Annotated in this window: 11 protein-coding genes and 3 tRNA genes; 7 read left to right on the top strand and 7 right to left on the bottom strand. The window is 33.8% G+C overall.

The genetic code is table 11. The annotated features are described in order from the left end of the window. Positions 1 to 8 precede the first annotated feature (8 nt). The gene (locus ACHRVZ_RS18275; protein WP_395424324.1) at positions 9 to 989 is read right to left on the bottom strand and encodes a hypothetical protein; all 981 of its coding nucleotides are present in this window, start codon (positions 987 to 989) and stop codon (positions 9 to 11) included. A gap of 101 nt (positions 990 to 1,090) precedes the next feature. On the opposite strand from ACHRVZ_RS18275, the gene proS reads away from it, so the two are divergent. The 5 genes from proS (at position 1,091) to rpsT (ending at position 3,360) form a co-directional block, all read left to right on the top strand. Further along, positions 1,091 to 2,569: a proline--tRNA ligase gene (proS, locus tag ACHRVZ_RS18270; RefSeq protein ID WP_395424323.1), complete on the top strand. Its 1,479-nt coding sequence runs from the start codon at positions 1,091 to 1,093 to the stop codon at positions 2,567 to 2,569. Positions 2,570 to 2,646: 77 nt separating this feature from the next. Next, positions 2,647 to 2,718, top strand: a tRNA-Glu gene (locus tag ACHRVZ_RS18265). A 47-nt stretch (positions 2,719 to 2,765) separates the two neighbouring features. Further along, a tRNA-Glu gene (locus ACHRVZ_RS18260) sits at positions 2,766 to 2,837 on the top strand. A 45-nt stretch (positions 2,838 to 2,882) separates the two neighbouring features. Further along, a tRNA-Glu gene (locus ACHRVZ_RS18255) sits at positions 2,883 to 2,954 on the top strand. Between the two features lie 154 nt (positions 2,955 to 3,108). Further along, positions 3,109 to 3,360 carry a 30S ribosomal protein S20 gene (gene rpsT, locus ACHRVZ_RS18250; RefSeq protein ID WP_055095632.1) on the top strand — a complete coding sequence of 84 codons (252 nt, stop codon included), beginning with the start codon at positions 3,109 to 3,111 and terminating at the stop codon, positions 3,358 to 3,360. A 285-nt stretch (positions 3,361 to 3,645) separates the two neighbouring features. Here rpsT and ACHRVZ_RS18245 read toward each other — a convergent pair whose 3' ends face one another. After that, a complete protein-coding gene (locus tag ACHRVZ_RS18245) occupies positions 3,646 to 4,059 on the bottom strand; it encodes a response regulator (protein WP_395424322.1) in 414 nt (137 codons plus the stop codon). 5 nt (positions 4,060 to 4,064) lie between these two features. Further along, positions 4,065 to 5,720, bottom strand: a complete 1,656-nt coding sequence (locus ACHRVZ_RS18240; protein WP_395424321.1) for a PAS domain-containing protein — start codon at positions 5,718 to 5,720, stop codon at positions 4,065 to 4,067. Between the two features lie 222 nt (positions 5,721 to 5,942). Between ACHRVZ_RS18240 and typA the strand changes: the two genes are divergently transcribed. After that, positions 5,943 to 7,739: a translational GTPase TypA gene (typA, locus tag ACHRVZ_RS18235; protein WP_395424320.1), complete on the top strand. Its 1,797-nt coding sequence runs from the start codon at positions 5,943 to 5,945 to the stop codon at positions 7,737 to 7,739. 111 nt (positions 7,740 to 7,850) lie between these two features. On the opposite strand, the gene ACHRVZ_RS18230 is transcribed toward typA, so the two are convergent. The 4 genes from ACHRVZ_RS18230 to ACHRVZ_RS18215 form a co-directional block, all read right to left on the bottom strand. Then, complete coding sequence (locus ACHRVZ_RS18230; RefSeq protein WP_395424319.1) at positions 7,851 to 12,344, bottom strand: T9SS type B sorting domain-containing protein; 4,494 nt, start codon at positions 12,342 to 12,344, stop codon at positions 7,851 to 7,853. A 160-nt stretch (positions 12,345 to 12,504) separates the two neighbouring features. Next, on the bottom strand, positions 12,505 to 14,862 hold the full coding sequence (locus ACHRVZ_RS18225) for a choice-of-anchor L domain-containing protein (RefSeq protein ID WP_395424318.1): 2,358 nt from the start codon (positions 14,860 to 14,862) through the stop codon (positions 12,505 to 12,507). A gap of 15 nt (positions 14,863 to 14,877) precedes the next feature. Next, positions 14,878 to 15,714 (bottom strand): ABC transporter permease, encoded by an 837-nt coding sequence (locus tag ACHRVZ_RS18220; RefSeq protein WP_395424317.1) that lies wholly within the window; start codon positions 15,712 to 15,714, stop codon positions 14,878 to 14,880. A gap of 3 nt (positions 15,715 to 15,717) precedes the next feature. Continuing rightward, positions 15,718 to 16,614, bottom strand: coding sequence for an ABC transporter ATP-binding protein (locus ACHRVZ_RS18215; RefSeq protein WP_395424316.1), 897 nt, complete (start codon positions 16,612 to 16,614; stop codon positions 15,718 to 15,720). A 109-nt stretch (positions 16,615 to 16,723) separates the two neighbouring features. Between ACHRVZ_RS18215 and ACHRVZ_RS18210 the strand changes: the two genes are divergently transcribed. After that, on the top strand, positions 16,724 to 17,776 hold the full coding sequence (locus ACHRVZ_RS18210) for a hypothetical protein (RefSeq protein ID WP_395424315.1): 1,053 nt from the start codon (positions 16,724 to 16,726) through the stop codon (positions 17,774 to 17,776). The last annotated feature ends 6 nt before the right edge of the window (positions 17,777 to 17,782 follow it).

Below are 17,782 nucleotides of genomic sequence, written 5' to 3'. Positions count from 1 at the left end.
AGAAGAGATTATCTTCTTCCACCTCCGCCACCTCCGTAAGATCTTCCGCCTCCACCGCCTCCGCTGCTGCCAGATGATCTCATACTTCCGCCTCCACCACTATTGTATGAACGTGTTGGGCTAGGAGAGTAGTTTCTTGACGAATTGCTGTTATCGTAACTTCTGGTTGTAGTAGTGCTTGATCTTCTGTTTGAATAATCATAACTGCCGTTTTGACCTTGAGTTGTGCTTCTTCTGTTGGTGAAATTAGGGCTAGATGAATTGTAGTTTCTTCCGTTTGCAGTAGAGCTTCTTCTAAAATCAGTGTATCCGTTTTGTCTATTAGTGTTATAGTTTCCTCTATTTGTAGTATAGTTTCTATTACTGTTGTAATTTCTGCTTGTACTAAAGTTTCTGTTTGAGGTGTAGTTTCTGTTAGAAGCATAGTTTCTTCCGCCGTAATAAGCAGCTGATCCTCTTCTTCCATAATTATAAGAGTAATTATTGTATCCGTAACCTGGTCCCCAGTATCCTGGGTATCCCCAACCCGGATATCCCCATCCTGGTCCCCAATAGCCAGGGTAGCCCCAATAGCCTCCGTAACCCCAACCGTAGTATGGGTATCCAAACCCAAGTCCAAAGCCTAATGACCATGAAGGGTCAGAATATACGTTTACCGAAACGTCAGTTGTTGCGCTTCCCCAGGCTGGATAAGCTGTGCTGGCGATTTGAGTGCTGTCGTTCTCTGAATAATTACCATAACTGTCAACGTCTGTAAAAATTTCAGTTGGTTGACTGTCGTCTTGTAATGATTTAAAGTAATCTTTATATTGATTATTAGTGTTTGTGGTATTTGTTTGAGCATACGTTCTAGGTGAACCACCATATACTCCGTCATTATCGTGATACGAAGTGTTTTGGTAAGAACCACACGATGCCAGTAGAAAACTCAATAATCCAATTGCGTAAAAATGACTTGAGTTTTGGCGAAGAGAAATAGAAGTTTTCATATCTGTGGTGTTTTTTATTGTTGCACATTACAAAAATAGTTAGTTTTGTCAAACTATTTAGTTAAAATTAATAAAACAAAATTTGTGCCAAACTATTCAATATGAGTAAGAACCTCACTACAAGATCAGAAGATTATTCGAAATGGTATAACGAACTGGTTGTAAAAGCAGATCTAGCCGAAAATTCAGGAGTTAGAGGATGTATGGTTATTAAGCCGTACGGATATGCGATTTGGGAAAAAATGCAGGCAGAGTTAGATCGAATGTTTAAGGAAACGGGACATCAGAATGCGTATTTCCCTTTATTTGTGCCTAAGAGCATGTTTGAAGCGGAAGAGAAAAATGCCGAAGGATTTGCAAAAGAATGTGCAATTGTAACACATTATAGATTAAAAAATGACCCGGATAAACCCGGAAAACTAATGGTTGATCCAAATGCCAAATTAGAGGAAGAGCTTATTGTTCGTCCTACAAGTGAGGCGATTATTTGGTCTACTTATAAAGGATGGGTGCAGTCTTATAGAGATTTGCCTTTATTGATTAATCAATGGGCTAATGTTGTACGTTGGGAAATGCGTACTCGTTTGTTTTTAAGAACTGCTGAGTTTTTATGGCAGGAAGGGCATACAGCACACGCAACGAAAGCTGAAGCTTTGGAGGAATCTGAGAAAATGATGAACGTGTATGCTGATTTTGCTGAAAACTTCATGGCGATTCCTGTTGTTAAAGGTATTAAGACAGAGACAGAACGTTTTGCTGGTGCTGATGAGACTTATTGTATCGAAGCTTTGATGCAAGATGGGAAAGCATTGCAAGCAGGAACATCTCACTTTTTAGGGCAAAACTTTGCAAAAGCATTTGATGTAAAATTTGCAAATGCCGAAGGAAAGCAAGAACATGTTTGGGGAACTTCATGGGGAGTTTCTACACGTTTAATGGGAGCATTAGTTATGACACACTCTGACGATCAGGGATTAGTGTTGCCTCCAAATTTAGCGCCTATACAAGTTGTTATTGTTCCGATTTATAAAACAGATGAGCAATTGGCTGAAATTACTGCTGCGGTTAATGACTTAACGGTAAAATTGAAAAAATTAAAAATTTCAGTTAAGTATGATGACAGAACAACTCAAAAACCAGGATTCAAGTTTGCGGAATGGGAATTGAAAGGAGTTCCGGTTAGAATTGCTGTTGGTCCAAAAGATCTTGAAAATGGAACTTTTGAGGTTGCAAGACGTGATACATTGACAAAAGAGGTTGTTTCGAGTGAAGGAATCGTAAATTATGTAAATGACTTGCTAGAGCAGATTCAGGCTGATCTATTTAATAAGGCGTTGGACTATCGTAATACTCATATTACGGAAGTAAATAGTTTTGAGGAATTTAAAGAAGTTTTAGAGGGTAAAGCAGGATTTGTATCGGCTCATTGGGATGGCACTGCTGCTACCGAAGAGAAAATAAAAGACTTGACAAAAGCGACAATTCGTTGTATTCCTTTAGATGGTAAAGAAGAGGCGGGAACCTGTGTGTTTACGGGGAATCCTTCTTCAAAAAGAGTGTTGTTTGCAAAGGCATATTAATTTTTTTTAATTTTTTTTGCATCAGGTATTGTACATCTTAAAAATAGTTGTATTTTTGCATCCGCATTAGAGAAGCAGGCCCGTTCGTCTATCGGTTAGGACGCATGGTTTTCATCCATGTAAGAGCGGTTCGATTCCGCTACGGGCTACTACTTTTTTATTGCAAAATTGTTCTTAAAATACTGAGAATTAAAATGGCCCGTTCGTCTATCGGTTAGGACGCATGGTTTTCATCCATGTAAGAGCGGTTCGATTCCGCTACGGGCTACAATAATACCTCTATATTTGATATAGAAAAACTTAGAACGATAATGGTCCGTTCGTCTAGGGGTTAGGACTCCAGGCTTTCGTCCTGGTAACAGGGGTTCGATTCCCTTACGGACTACTAAAATTAGTTGTGAATAAGTTTTATAAAATAAAGATTGGTGTCTCGATTTTTGTTTTATTAGTTAAAACCAAAGTGATTGTTTTGCAATTGTGGGAGGTTTTTCTTTTTTAACTAGTATCTATAATAATTATTACATCTAAAATTAAAAAAAATGGCAAATCATAAGTCAGCATTAAAAAGAATCAGAAGTAACGAAAAAAGAAGAGTTCTTAACAGATATCAGCATAAAACTACTCGTAATGCTATTAAAGCATTAAGAATAGCTACTGATAAAGCTGATGCTACTTCAAAATTATCAACTGTAATTTCTATGATTGATAAATTGGCTAAAAAGAACATCATTCATGATAATAAAGCTTCTAACTTGAAGTCTAAATTAACTAAGCATGTTGCTAAATTGTAATTAATTACAATTTCCTAAAGATATAAAAGTCCTCTTTTGAGGACTTTTTTTGTTTTAAAAAATAACGAAAATTTTATATTTTAAATCTCAAACTCTATTGTTTCTGTGTGATAGTAATATCGTAAGCAGTAGAGTTTGGGATTTTTTTTAAGTTGTTTTCCTGTAGTTGATAATGAAGATTAGGAGTGGTAAAGAGTGAATATGGTTCTGGTAAATATCGGTAAATCTTTTCCTGGGAATAATCTTGATTAATTATGAGTAAAGTATGTTTTTAGGATATTGTATTTAAAAGTCGATTTTCTTTTTAAGGTATTCCAGCATAGGTTGGGTGATAGGTTTTGAAAGGAAATCAATTATAATGGGATATTTTTTTGCTTTAGCTAAGTCTTCAGGATCAATAGTAGAAGATAGTACGATAACATTTGCTTTGTTGAATTCGTCGTAATCCGGAGAAGTAAAATGGTCTAGAAATTCCCAGCCGCCCATGACAGGCATGTTTAGATCTAGAAAAATTAATTCCGGTTTTTTGTTTACTTTGTTTTTGTTGTTAGTGTATTTTAAGGTGTTGAAGTGATGAAGTGCTTCTTCTCCGTTTTGAGCTGTGATAATTTCGTTCGAAAACTCGGATTTTGAAATTACTTTTTTGCATAACATTAACGTGATTGGGTCATCGTCAATGCAAAGAATTTGCTCGAGCATAGTTGTTAGTTTTTAAATGTTATTGTAAATGTGGTGCCTTTGTTAACTTCGCTATCGATGCTGATAGTTCCTCCCATTGTTTCTACTTGTGATTTTACAAGGTATAATCCAAGTCCTTTGCTGTCAGGATAATTGTGAAATCTTTGATATAGTCCAAATACCTTATCGCGATTTCTTTCCAGATCAATTCCTATTCCGTTATCCTTAAAGGTTAGAATTGCTTTGTGATCTATTTGTTCTGCGGTAATAGATATTTTTAATTTTCTATTTTCTGATTTGTATTTTATTGAGTTGGTAAGTAAGTTGAGTAAGATGCTTTCGATGTAAGCTTTGTTTGTGTTTAACAATGGAACTTTGTCGAATTTGAGCTTAATAATAGGTTTGTGTAATTCGATTTGAAAAGACAATTGACTAAATACATTCTCGAATATCTCTTGTAGAGAAACTTCTTCTTTTTGCATTGAAGGATTGTCTTTGATAATAATAACTTTTACTAAGTCATTTATTGTTTCATTTAATAAATGAGTAGATTTCGTAAAACCGGCTAAGATTTCTTCTAGTTCCAGATTTTCAACAGGAATGTCATCAATAAGGTTCAAAAGCCCTATTAAGTTTGATAGCGGCGCTCTAAGATTGTGTGAAGTGATGTATGAAAATTGCTTTAAATCTTTATTGTTTTGAGTTAGTTCTCTAATTAGATGTTCTTTTTCTGTTTCTAATTTCTTTTCGTCGGTAATGTTTCTTTGTATTGAAATCCAGTGCGAAATTACTCCTTCATTGTTGAAAATTGGTATCATAGAAAAACGAACCCAATATTCTTCTTTTTGCTTGGTGTAGTTAATGGTTTCTATGAGGCATTCTTCTTCGTTTTTTATGGCTCTTAATAGTTTTTTTAATTCTTCTGAATCGGATTTTGGACCACGGAAAATATTAGGTGATTTTCCGATTATTTCAGTGGAAAGATATCCTGACATTTGCGAAAACGCCGGATTTACATAAACTATTCTAGGAATCTTACGATCTATCGAGTTGGCTTCTGTAATTAAGATAGAATCTTTAGATTGTGTAATTACGGTTTCTAGAAGTTTTAGACGTTGCTCTTCTTCTTTTTGTTTTGTAATATCCTGAATGGCTCCGATCATTCTTATTGCTCTTCCGTTTTCATCTTTTAGCAGAAAACCTCTGTCTAAAACATATTTATAACTTCCGTCTGCGCATCTAAAACGATATTGATCTTGCCATTTTTCGGTTTTTTGTTCAATAAATGAGTATAATTTTATTGACATTCTGATGCTGTCTTCAGGATGAATTTTGTCAAACCACCATTTTGATGTTTTTCCAACTTCTAGAGGATTGTAGCCAAAAACTCCTTCGATTCCCTTATTCCAATTTATGCTGTCCTCCTGAATTTTCCAGTCCCAAATCGTGTCGCTTGTAGCTTTTGCAACAATGTCATATTTTTCGTTCGATTCTTTAATTTCTTCGTTTGTTTCTTTTAGTTTTTTGAAAATAGCTATATTTTTTCTCTCATTTTTTGATAGTATGTAATTGAAAAATAGAGCAGTAGTTAAAATAAAAAAGATATCCTTTAGGAAAAAAACTAAAAAGTATTCAGTCTTAGAAAAGTAAGTAGTAAGTAATTTATGACAGACTATTGCCATAAATAACGATATGATAATATAAACTAGAGTAATTTGGAGAGTTTTACTTTTCATTACTCAAATATAGTTAAATTAAGTATAATTAAACAATAAGAAAAGTTCAATTTACACTTAAATTTACGTTGTTTTTAATGAACTAATTACTTGTCTAGACGCAAACTATCGCAGAAACGTTTTTTATATCAAAATAAAGTGTACCTTTGCACCCATTAAAAATCTCAGATGGAATCTATTAGAAATATTGCAATTATTGCCCACGTCGATCACGGTAAAACCACTTTGGTTGATAAAATTATGTATCACTGTCAGTTATTTCGTGACAACGAAAACACAGGTGATTTAATTCTTGATAATAACGATTTAGAGCGTGAGAGAGGTATTACTATTACTTCTAAGAACGTTTCTGTTCAATATAAAGGAACAAAAATCAACATTATCGATACTCCTGGCCACGCGGATTTTGGAGGTGAAGTAGAACGTGTATTGAACATGGCCGATGGTGTATGTTTACTAGTGGATGCTTTTGAAGGTCCAATGCCACAAACTCGTTTTGTATTACAAAAAGCTATTGACTTAGGTCTTAAGCCATGTGTAGTTATCAATAAAGTTGATAAAGAAAACTGTACTCCTGAAGAAGTGCACGAAAAAGTTTTTGACTTAATGTTTGAATTAGGTGCTGAAGAATGGCAGTTGGATTTCCCTACTGTTTATGGTTCTGCTAAAAATAACTGGATGTCTGATCATTGGGAAAACGTAACTGATAATGTTGAGGCATTATTGGATATGGTTGTTGAAAATGTACCAGCTCCTAAAGTTTCTGAAGGAACACCACAAATGTTGATCACATCTTTAGATTTCTCTGCATTTACAGGTCGTATCGCTATTGGTCGTCTTGAAAGAGGAGTTCTTAAAGAAGGTATGCCAATCTCATTAGTAAAAAGAGATGGTACTGTATCTAAATCTCGTATCAAAGAACTTCATACTTTTGAAGGACTTGGTCGTAAAAAAGTACAAGAGGTTATTGCTGGAGATATTTGTGCAATCATTGGAGTTGAAGGTTTTGAAATTGGTGATACTATTGCTGATTTTGAAAATCCTGAAGGTCTAAAAACGATTGATATCGATGAACCTACAATGAGTATGTTGTTTACAATTAATGACTCTCCTTTCTTTGGTAAAGAGGGTAAATTTGTAACTTCTCGTCATATTAGAGAAAGATTAACAAAAGAATTAGAGAAAAACTTAGCGATGAAGTTAGGTGAAACTGATTCTGCGGATAAATTCATGGTTTTTGGTCGTGGAGTACTTCACTTATCTGTTCTTATTGAAACAATGAGAAGAGAAGGTTATGAATTACAAATTGGACAGCCACAAGTTATCATCAAAGAAATTGATGGTAAAAAATGTGAGCCAATTGAGGAGTTGACAATCGATTTACCAGAATCACTTTCAGGTAGAGCAGTAGAGTTCGTTACTTTGCGTAAAGGTGAAATGCTAAGCATGGAAACTAAAGGGGAGCGTATGATTGTGAAATTTAATATTCCATCTCGTGGAATTATTGGATTACGTAACCAATTGCTTACTGCAACAGCTGGTGAAGCTATTATGGCACACCGTTTTATTGGATATGAGCCTTACAAAGGAGAAATTGCAGGACGTAACAAAGGTTCGTTGATTTCTATGGAAAAAGGAAAAGCTATTCCTTATTCTATCGATAAATTGCAAGATCGTGGTAAGTTTTTTGTTGAACCAAATACCGAAATTTACGAAGGTCAGGTAATTGGAGAAAACTCTCGTGCTGATGATATGTGTGTAAACGTAACTAAAGAGAAAAAACAATCTAACGTTCGTTCTTCTGGAAATGATGAAAAAGCTAGAATTATTCCACCAATTATTTTCTCATTAGAAGAAGCTTTAGAGTACATTCAAAAAGATGAATATGTAGAGGTAACTCCAAAATCTATTCGTTTGAGAAAGATCTATTTGACAGAAACTGATAGAAAAAGATTTAAAATCTAATTAGATTTAAATTTCAATATAAAAAACCCAAATTCCAATTAAAGGAATTTGGGTTTTTACTTTTATAAAAGTATCAGTTTGAAATGTTTGAATTTTAAACTGTCTTTTAATTTACCTTTTCAAGCTAAAATGTCCTTTTGCTTCTCGACCATCATCAAGCTTTATAGTATACCAATAGTCATCTGCAGGCATTGGATTACCTGCATAGGTTCCGTCCCAACCGTTGGTTGATGAAATAATTTGCTGGATCAGTTTGCCATATCTATCGAAGATAAGAATTTTTGCAGTTGAATTAAAAGTGTCACTTGCTCCTTTTATGTTCCAGTAGTCATTATAACCATCATTATTTGGAGTGAAAAATTTTGGAATTCCAAGTACAGCTATGGTTTTGGAAATTGTTCCGCAGCCATTTTTATCATAAATGTAGAGATCATGTATTCCCGCACGTACATTTTCAAAGAAATTTGATTCTTGAAAAGGACCTTTGGGATCATCAATACTATACTCATAATTTCCAGTTCCTGACACAATTGCTTCAACAGTGTTGTAGTCAGATAAATCTGAAATGGAAACAGAATCAAGATGTGCAATATCAGAGGCTGTTACGAGAATTGTGCGGGTTCGACTGCAGCTATTTTCTTCTTTAGTAAAAACTTCGACAGAATATTTCCCTTCTTCATTTACATCTAAAGTTTCATTTGTTTCTCCCGGAATTATACTTCCGTCTTTTGACCACACGTATGTATAAGTACTGGCAATAGTACTGCCTAAAATTCCGGCATCGAGCTTGACGTAAAAGGTTGGTAAATTAGAACATACTAATTTGTCAGCACTTTGATTACTGTTGGTGTCAATATCTGGTTTTGAATTTACTCTAAGTGTAACGTATGCCCCTAATCCAAAACAGGCATTATCCAGATTACTATCGACACGTACCCAAATGTCTTGTTGATTTGGTGTTGTGTTTCTATAGTTTGAAGGATTTGTAATTGCATTGATTTCTGCGAAAGCATCAGCTTCATTAGCATAATATTTTATAGAATAATTATTACTTGCAGACGGGAGCATAGCCTGAATGTCATTTGTTACGCTGCTAAAATCAAATGTTGTAATTCCGTCTTTATCATTATTGGTCACATCGATAAAATCATCACAAACTTTAAAGGATCTTTTAAAGTCTGAACTAATTTGTGTTGTCGAAACCATCAAATTTAATTGTGCAGTTGAAAAACATCCGTTCGAGTTCTCCACTCTTGTCCAAATGCTCTTATTGCTGCTCGAAAATGTAAGAGGATTTGAAATTAGTAAACTAGTGTCTTTTAACTTTGCCCCATCCAAGGTAGAGTAATAAGTGAATGTTTCGTTAGCGTAATTTGCTGAAATAAAACTATTTTTCTCTGTTATATTAAAGTTCGAAATTCCGTCAGTATCATCGTCACATTGAACAATAGTAATTGGGGAGTTTAGAATAGGTAAAGCAAAAAGATTTAGTTTTACAGAATTGGCAGAGGTCAATCCGCAGGCATTATTATTTCGGTTTAATAGAACGCGATACTGGTAGCTATTCATTGTCAAACTAGCTTTTTGTATTGTTACAGAGGTAGTTTTAGTTCCGGAATAAATTGTATTGTCATTCAATGCATTCCATGTATTTCCACTATCTGTGGAAACTTGCCATTGGAAAGTATCTGCATTGGACTCGACACTAAAAGTTGCTTTTTGCAATTCACAAACTGTTTGGTTTTCGGGTTGTTTGGTAATTAAAAGTGGGGTAGCGATAATGTAATTGCCATTTGGAGCCGTGTAGCCATCAATTCTACTGGAAACAATTCCGTTTGAGTTTACTGTAACAGGTAAATTTCCTAATTGACCGTCAAAATCTGGATCTGTAAATCCGGCCTCTGTTACATCATTACAGCCATCGTTGTCACTATCAATTTCTGTATAATTTTTTATACCATCCCCATCAGAATCTAAAACAGTATAATTTAGAATACCATTATCAGGATTTGTTTCTAATGAATCGGATAATCCATTTGTTCCAAAAGAGATTGTATCAACAATTCCGTCTTTATTGAGATCCGGGGTAGTGCTACCTGACTCAACCAAATCGTATATACCGTCATTGTCGCTATCTAAATCAAGATAATTTAGAATGCCGTCATTATCGGTATCAAGTGGTGTGGCATTGATATCAAAAATTTCGTCCAATCCGTCTAGATTAGTATCAGTGTTAGACAAAGCTATTGGTTTTGCTTGTGATTCGATTGCATCTGGAATTCCGTCATTATCTGAATCTAAATCTAGTTGGTCTGGAATTCCATCTCCGTCAGTATCTTTTGGAACACAAGTAGCGACAAGTCTGAATGTTGATTTGTTTCCGGCAGTATCCACCAGGTTTTTATGTGTGATTTTTAGTGATTGAGTTTGATAAGACTGGAATTTGAAAGTACCAGTTCCTGGCTGTAAAGGAGTATTTCCGTTTAATCTGAAACGAATTTCGAATGAAGAAAATTGCGTAACACCGCTTTCGTAGATTCCGTCATAATTTGTGTCAATTAATAATTGATTGGTTGGATTCAGTACTGTGATAGTTTTGTCAATGTCTGAATTGATAATGTATTCGGAGTCAGAATTTAGTAAATCGGATGTATTTGCAGTGGTACTATATTCTAATCTAAGATTTACAGGTTTTGCAAAATTCAAATCGTAGGTTACAGCGAGACCTTTTCCGGGCATGACTTCGGTAACAAAGCTACCATCGGAATTTCCTGTAAATGGAACTGTAGCCGCTGGTGTTGTACTGGTAATTGCGCCCAAAAATGAATTGGAGTAAGTTCCTGTTTTAATTAAACCTGAATTTGAATTTGAGATATCTAGTGCCAAATCTCCATAAGATTCCGTACAGTTTGTTAGTCCGTCATTGTCATAATCGATATCAATATTGTCATTGGCTAAATCACCGTCAAGATTAATCGGGCATTCGCTAACTGGAATTTTATCTGAGAAAACATTGCTAACACAACCGGAAATACTTCCTCTTACTTGATAAAAACCAGGTTGAGTGGGACTGAAATTGCTTTTAGTTTCACCAGGAATAACGATGTCATTTTTATACCACTGAAAAGTGTCATAAGATGACAAAGAATTAATTTTCAATGATACATTTGGGATGCACGATGAACTGGTTGATACAATTTTAGCACTTACAATCTCCGGTTTCAAATCAAAACCTGAATAGTAGCCTCCATAGGTAGCCGCGCCATTAGTTCCAAAATAAGAAACATATACTTGCTTAGTTGATTTGACAGCTATATTTCCAGATAAATCAGCCACGTTATAGCGCACAAATTCTGATGTTCCTTCGATTGCAACAGGAAGAGCAGTGATAGGATTGTTGTTTAGTAAAACTGTAGCACCTGCCTCGGTTACAATGTTTAGAAATCCATTAAAAGTATTGTTTCCAATATATTGAATTTGAGGAATGTAGTCAACTGAATTTGGCGTAGCACAATTTATAGGAGGGACAAAGAATAAGTTTTGATTTGCAGGACTTATCGTTCCTCCAATACTTTGATATGCAAATACATTTGCAGAGGTTTTTACATATAAACTTCCAGTGCTAAATTGGCTTCCATCAATCGCAACGTGCTCTCCGCTATTAAGTGTTATATATGGAATTAGTGAACCATTCAGAAATATTTTCGTATTATCATAATGTGCTACTAATAAAACGCGTTCCAATTCATCTGTTCCCAGACCTTTAATAAAAATATATTCTGTTCCTGTTTTTTCTAACGAAACAATTTGGTCAAAACCTACATCTCTTCCTGTAGGAGTAAGAGTACCATTTGGAATTGCTAATACTTGTGTACTGTTACTTCCTCCAAATGAACCTGAATTGACTGCAACGGGTTTATCAGACGTAACCAATGCCCCAATTATTTTAGAGCTGTTAGATATAGAACCCCAATCATTGTAATTTTTTAATGCGAGTATATAACTTTCATTTTTATTTAACGTAACATTTATTGGTCCGGAAATAATTGTGCCGTTTAGAAGCTGGGTGCCATTTTGAATATTTGAAATGGTAATTTTGGTTCCGTTTTCAGTAGCCATTATAGAAGTAAAGTTCAATAACGTTTCATCATAAAGCGGGTTTAACATGGCGCCTAATCTAAAAGTAGTACCCAAAGCACTATTCCCTTTCGAAACTATTCCTCCGGCGTGATTGTAGCCGCCATCTTTGTTTAGTCCGGCATTAACTCTGGCACTTACGTAAATTAAGTCTTCGGCCTCAATAATATATCCGCGGTTAGATACAATACCAGTGCTGTTTGTAAATAATTGGGTGTTAGCGCCTGTTCCAATGTAATAACGATAGGGACTATTACTATTTACAGTTCCGCTAATGACGCTTCCTCCATTGGCAATGATTTTAAAATTGACGTTGGCAAGACTCGGAGTTGAGATGTATAAATACTGATCTTCGGCAGGTAATACGGTAGAACAAGTCAATGGCGGTATATAATGTGTTTTGCTAAATTGTGAAAAACAATTTATTGTGCAGAACAGAAACAGCATGAATAGTAATTTTTTTTTCATTGGCTTGGTTAGTGTAATGAATAGAGTCGGCCAAATCAAAAGTAAGATTTATTTTAGTCTCTGTGAAAAACAGAATGATTTTTTCTCTATTAAATGTTTAAAAATCAGGATTTATTGAATTTTACCAAAAAGATAGTGGAATTATAATTTTGAGTAGAAATTATCTTTTTAAACTAAAATGACCTTTAACCGTTTTTCCATTATCAAAAAGTAAATTAAACCAATAATCGTCTGATGGTAATTGTTGTCCATTAAATTGCCCATTCCAACCAAGATTGTTTGGGTTTATTTGTTTTAATAATTTACCATATCGATCAAAAATAAAAATTTTATAGTCTGAAGAAAGCTGATCCAGATTATTGATTGTCCATAAATCATTATAACCATCGCCATTTGGAGTAAAAAACCTTGGATAGTCTAATACGTACAGTAAAAAAGAATTTGATAATCCGCAACCGTTTTTGTCTCTCGCTACGACATGATAAATACCAGGATTTACTCCAGTAAATAATGGGTTGTCTTGAAAAACTTCCCCTTCTAATGAAAATTCATAATTGCCAATTCCAGTATATTCTATTAAAACAGAATTGTCATTTCCTGAAAAATCTTTTATAATTGCATTAGTTATTAAAGCATTTTCAGATAAGGTTACTTTGAATTTTTTAGTTTTTTCGCAGCCATTTACATCTTTTGCCGTTACTGAATAGTCGCCGGCGACCGATACTATTATAGCGTTATCCGTACTTCCTGTACTCCATAAGTAGCTTGCAAAGCCTGTTGCAACACTCAAGGTTATTTGATCATCTTTGCATAAAAACAATGACTCATCTTCAAAATTTGCAGGATCAAAGGTATTTACAACAAGAGTAACAGGAGTAATGTCATAACAGTCGGCTCCATTTACTGCGCGAGCATAAATAGTTTGAGTAAAAGGTGTCGAGTTTTTAAAGATATTTGGTAATACATTAGTTTCTGTCACTGCATCATTATTATTCAGGTAATAATTAATGGTAATTCCGGCTGGTAAACCTAAAGTAACTTGTGGTGTAACTTCTAAATTAAGATCAAATTGATAAAGACCGTCTTGGGTATTGTCTCCGTCACAAGTTGCAATTGGATTTTGATTCGTAATAGTTGTAGTTGAAACTTGCAATGTCACTTCGGCAATTTTAAAACACCCATATTGGTTTTCAAGTCTGGCAAAAACAACTTGATTAGTGGTTTTATTGGTGTATTTTTCAGGAGTTAGAATTACATTCGTTTTTGCCTGAGCATCTGGTAAAGTTTCGTAATAACCACTATTAATAATTGCAGTAACGTTATTCTTTACAATATTATCTACTTTCTTTAAATTAAAAAAAGTAATTCCATCGCTGTCATCATCACATTGAAATAATGATGTATTTGTAGATAATATTTCCGGGGTATATTCAATTTTAATTTCTCCTGTCGAAGTACAAGTTGTACCAATCGCAGTGGCTTCTATTTTATAGTTTCCTGCCGATGTAACATTATAAGTACTATTATTTTGTGCCGAGGTAATTTCTATATAGTTACCGGAAGCATCTTGTTTATACCATTTAAAACTATAAATAGTATTGTCTAGTTTGGTGTCTAAAATTAAATTTTCACCAAAGCATACGGGGTTGTTATTAGCTGTTGTTCGGTCTTCGCCTAAATTTACTCTAGAGACAAAACTGCCTGCTTCTATAAAAACTGCCGAATTGTATTGTCCTGTTTCATCATCGGCTATTACTAATTTTAGATGATATGTTTTGTTAGGAATCACATCAGTATGTGCATTCATTACAACAGTCTGGCCTGCATAGTTAATTGGACTATTCGCGTTGTTATAACCATTAAAAAATTCCTCATTTATAGCTTCACATCCAGGAACAACTTCTCCTTGAATAATAACAGGATTAATTTTTGGATGTACCGTTGTAGATGCAACTGGCGTTGATGTATTGGGTAAAATGGCTAAGTTTTTATATTCATCTGTGCTATTTGCTTCTTTGATTAAAAAAGCAAATGCATCAGAGAATTCACAAGGAAAGTACGTTTGATATTCGTTAGAAGCAAAAATATAATTAAAGCTAATAGAATTGGTTAAGGCAACAAAATCAAATTCTAAAACTGTTGCCTGAGTACTTTTGGTTTTATTTAATGCTTTATCGAGATCAGCATCGCCTTTCCAGTTTGTATTACTTTGTCCTGAAGAAGTGGCTTGAATGTAAGGACCTTCTGCATTTTTACTTTGAGAAGTGCTTAAAACTATTCCTCCGGTAAATGGGAAACTGCCATTTGCTGAATTAAAATAAGCATAGCTTGGAGCGCTTGTTACAGGATTTCCAGATGCATCAACAGTTCCTATCGTAATACAGGAGCTATTTATTAAAATGTTTTTTACTAGTTCTTCAGGAGTTTTCGAGATATCTACGGTTACATTTTGCGCTTTCACCTTTACAGTTAATAAGCACGTAAACAAAACAAACAAACAAATCTTAGTATAATTCATAGTAAAACAAATATACTACAAATCTCTATTTTTTAATAGTTTGTAAGAAAAGTAAATGAATAAAAATGTCCAGACTAAAACGATCAAAATTGTAGAATAGTGTACACTATAATCTTTTGCACTTTGAACTCCTATTTGATTTCCAATGCTTTTTATTAGAGATAATCTTGAACCTGGCTCTATAAGTAAGTTAGATATAGATTCTAAAGGAAGAAATTGAGTGAAATATCTATCTTTATTACTGTCAGGGAAAATTTGAAAAGCCAACAGACCTTTTATGATTTGTTCAATAAAAAACCAAACTAAGAGAAAACCCAATGCAAAAGCAGAGCGCTTAACTAAGGTACCTATAAACAAACAAAAAGAGAAAAAACCTAAAAGATTTACAAAAAAGGCAAGTAAATATTCTAAATCACTAAAAACAATATCAAATTCAGTGTAAGATGAAAAACTTAAGCCCAAAATTAAAGTCATTATAAAAACAAAAATAGTGGAACAAAGCGCAAAAAGGATAACTGTTAAGAATTTGGATATGATAAATTCTTTCTTGCTTAAACCGTCAATTAAGTTTTGTTTTAAAGTACCATAAGTATATTCGTTCGCCATCATAGAAACAATGACAATAGCTAAGAAAAGCTTAAACCATACAGCAACATAAGTATTAAAGTGCCAAATATAAGGGAAATTAAAAACGCCCATTTCCGCAGCCTGAAATTTAAAAGGACCAATGTCAAATTTTATCGAAGCAATTAACGCGATAAATGATAGTAAAACAAAATAAGTTAAGGTAAGAATACGACTGGCTTTGTTTTTCCAGATTTTTTGTAATTCTATAGAGAGAAGTCTGTTCATGGGTTAGTTGTTTTTGGTTAATTCTAAAAATTGTGCTTCTAAACTATTTTTTCGTTTTACTAAATGACTCAAAGCAATGTTTTTAGAAAATAAAAATAGATTTAGTTCAGAGGCTGATAAATCTGATTTTAAGTAAACCAAAATTTTTCCGTCTTCCTCAGTAATTCTGTCAATGTTTGGGTGATCTTTTAAAACTGATTTTAAAACCATGTTGTCATTGGCCATCAGTTCAAAAAATCCTTCGTTTGCAGCCATAGCATCAACAGAACCCGAATATAGAATTTCGCCTTTTCTTAAAACAATAACGTGCGAACATACTTTTTCGACTTCATCTAATAGGTGAGAAGCCAGTAAAATTGTAGTTCCTTGCGACGCAATTTTTTTAATAATATCTCTGATTTGATGAATTCCCTGCGGATCTAAACCATTCGTTGGTTCGTCTAAAATCAAAATTTCCGGATCGTTTAATAAGGCAGAAGCAATTGCTAAACGCTGTTTCATTCCTAATGAAAAAGTACTGAATTTGCTGCTTTTTCTTTCAGACAAACCTACTAAATCCAGTTTTTCATTAATTTTAGAATAATCGATGCTTTTAATTTTACAAACCAATTTCAGATTTTCTTCGGCCGTCATATACGGGTAAAAATTTGGCCTTTCTATAATAGCACCAACTTTTTTTAAGGCCTCATGTGTTTGTATTTTTCCTCCAAACCAACTGTAATTGCCCGATGTTTTGTTTACAACATTCAATACAATTCCTAAAGTAGTCGATTTTCCACTTCCGTTTGGGCCTAAGATGCCGTAAACACGTCCTTTTTGTATTTCAAAAGATACATTTTTTAAGGCCTGAATGCGCCCGTATCTTTTATGAAGATTCTCAATAGTAAGTATGGTTTCCAAATTTATTTCGGTTTTAGTTTTATGTATGACGATTCAACTTGTATATTGTTACGCTAAATTTATTTATATCAATGCTATTGATGTAAATTTGTACTAAAGATATTCAAAAATGAGTGAACCTTTAATGGTTTTAAAAAAACCATCTTATCCTTTAACGCCGTCACTTTTAAGTTATTTAGAACGATACGAACGCATTTCGAAAGTATCAGTGTTCTATGATGATTTATTGCGTTTTTCAGGTTCGATAAATGTGTACGATAAAAACGATACCGATACTTTGTGGATTCGGGTTTACTACAGCGAATTTGAGCGAAATGAAATCGATCTAAATCTAAAAAAAATCTATTCACTATTACATTCTGATGGAAATAGTGAGATTATCCAGTTCTTAAATATCGATGCTATTGACTATTGTACTTTCGGGAATTCGAAACCTTTCCGAATAAAAGTGCGAAATATTTTGAACGATAATTACGTTCATTTTTATATAAAAAAAGCAGATGCTTCGAGAATTTACGGATTAGAACTTGAAGACATTCTTTCACCGGATAAAATTAACTTTCTGGTTTATAAAGATACTTTGATCGAAGAGCATATTATCGGGATTCCCGGAGATGTTTTTATGGATACATTATTGGATAGTTGTACCGAAATGGAAAAATCGCAGATTGCAAAAGAGTTTGTTAAGTTTAATGAACGCTGCATGATTAGACTTCTAGGCGATATGCGTGCCTACAATTATGTAATTGTTCCTATTCATGATTTTGATCAGGTAGTTTATAAAATTCGCCCAATCGATTTTGACCAACAATGTTACGAAGGGAATTTTAAAGTTTATCGTCCACAGTTTTTTAAAGAAAACTATCCGATGATTAAATTGATTAAAGAAAAGTTAGAAGACAGATCTATTATTCAGTATAAAGACGAAGAAAGAGCTATTTTGGCAAAACGTATTCACTCTGCCGAAAATAGAATTAAAAAATTATTGAATATAATGTGCCATGATACCATTTCGACAGAAGAGCATTTGAATCAACTAAAAATGGAATTGTATCGTTATACCAATGATATGAAATTTAAAAATGCCAAATCGATGGGGCATATTATGTTTGCCGCTTTTGAGTTTATAACACGTAATTTTAAAAACACGAATTTAATCTAGTTTTTA

It is taken from the genome of Flavobacterium sp. FlaQc-57 (assembly GCF_044007395.1).
Lineage (GTDB): Bacteria > Bacteroidota > Bacteroidia > Flavobacteriales > Flavobacteriaceae > Flavobacterium.
Note: the sequence above shows the minus strand (reverse complement) of the source record. Positions and strands in the feature narration are given on the sequence as shown.

What these genes read in the sequence shown, in the direction of transcription:
- ACHRVZ_RS18230 (WP_395424319.1), bottom strand. Translation starts at nt 12,344, where the DNA reads ATGAAAAAAAAATTACTATTCATGCTGTTTCTGTTCTGCACAATAAAT.
- ACHRVZ_RS18240 (WP_395424321.1), bottom strand. Translation starts at nt 5,720, where the DNA reads ATGGCAATAGTCTGTCATAAATTACTTACTACTTACTTTTCTAAGACT.
- ACHRVZ_RS18225 (WP_395424318.1), bottom strand. Translation starts at nt 14,862, where the DNA reads ATGAATTATACTAAGATTTGTTTGTTTGTTTTGTTTACGTGCTTATTA.
- ACHRVZ_RS18210 (WP_395424315.1), top strand. Translation starts at nt 16,724, where the DNA reads ATGAGTGAACCTTTAATGGTTTTAAAAAAACCATCTTATCCTTTAACG.
- typA (WP_395424320.1), top strand. Translation starts at nt 5,943, where the DNA reads ATGGAATCTATTAGAAATATTGCAATTATTGCCCACGTCGATCACGGT.
- ACHRVZ_RS18275 (WP_395424324.1), bottom strand. Translation starts at nt 989, where the DNA reads ATGAAAACTTCTATTTCTCTTCGCCAAAACTCAAGTCATTTTTACGCA.
- ACHRVZ_RS18220 (WP_395424317.1), bottom strand. Translation starts at nt 15,714, where the DNA reads ATGAACAGACTTCTCTCTATAGAATTACAAAAAATCTGGAAAAACAAA.
- proS (WP_395424323.1), top strand. Translation starts at nt 1,091, where the DNA reads ATGAGTAAGAACCTCACTACAAGATCAGAAGATTATTCGAAATGGTAT.
- rpsT (WP_055095632.1), top strand. Translation starts at nt 3,109, where the DNA reads ATGGCAAATCATAAGTCAGCATTAAAAAGAATCAGAAGTAACGAAAAA.
- ACHRVZ_RS18245 (WP_395424322.1), bottom strand. Translation starts at nt 4,059, where the DNA reads ATGCTCGAGCAAATTCTTTGCATTGACGATGACCCAATCACGTTAATG.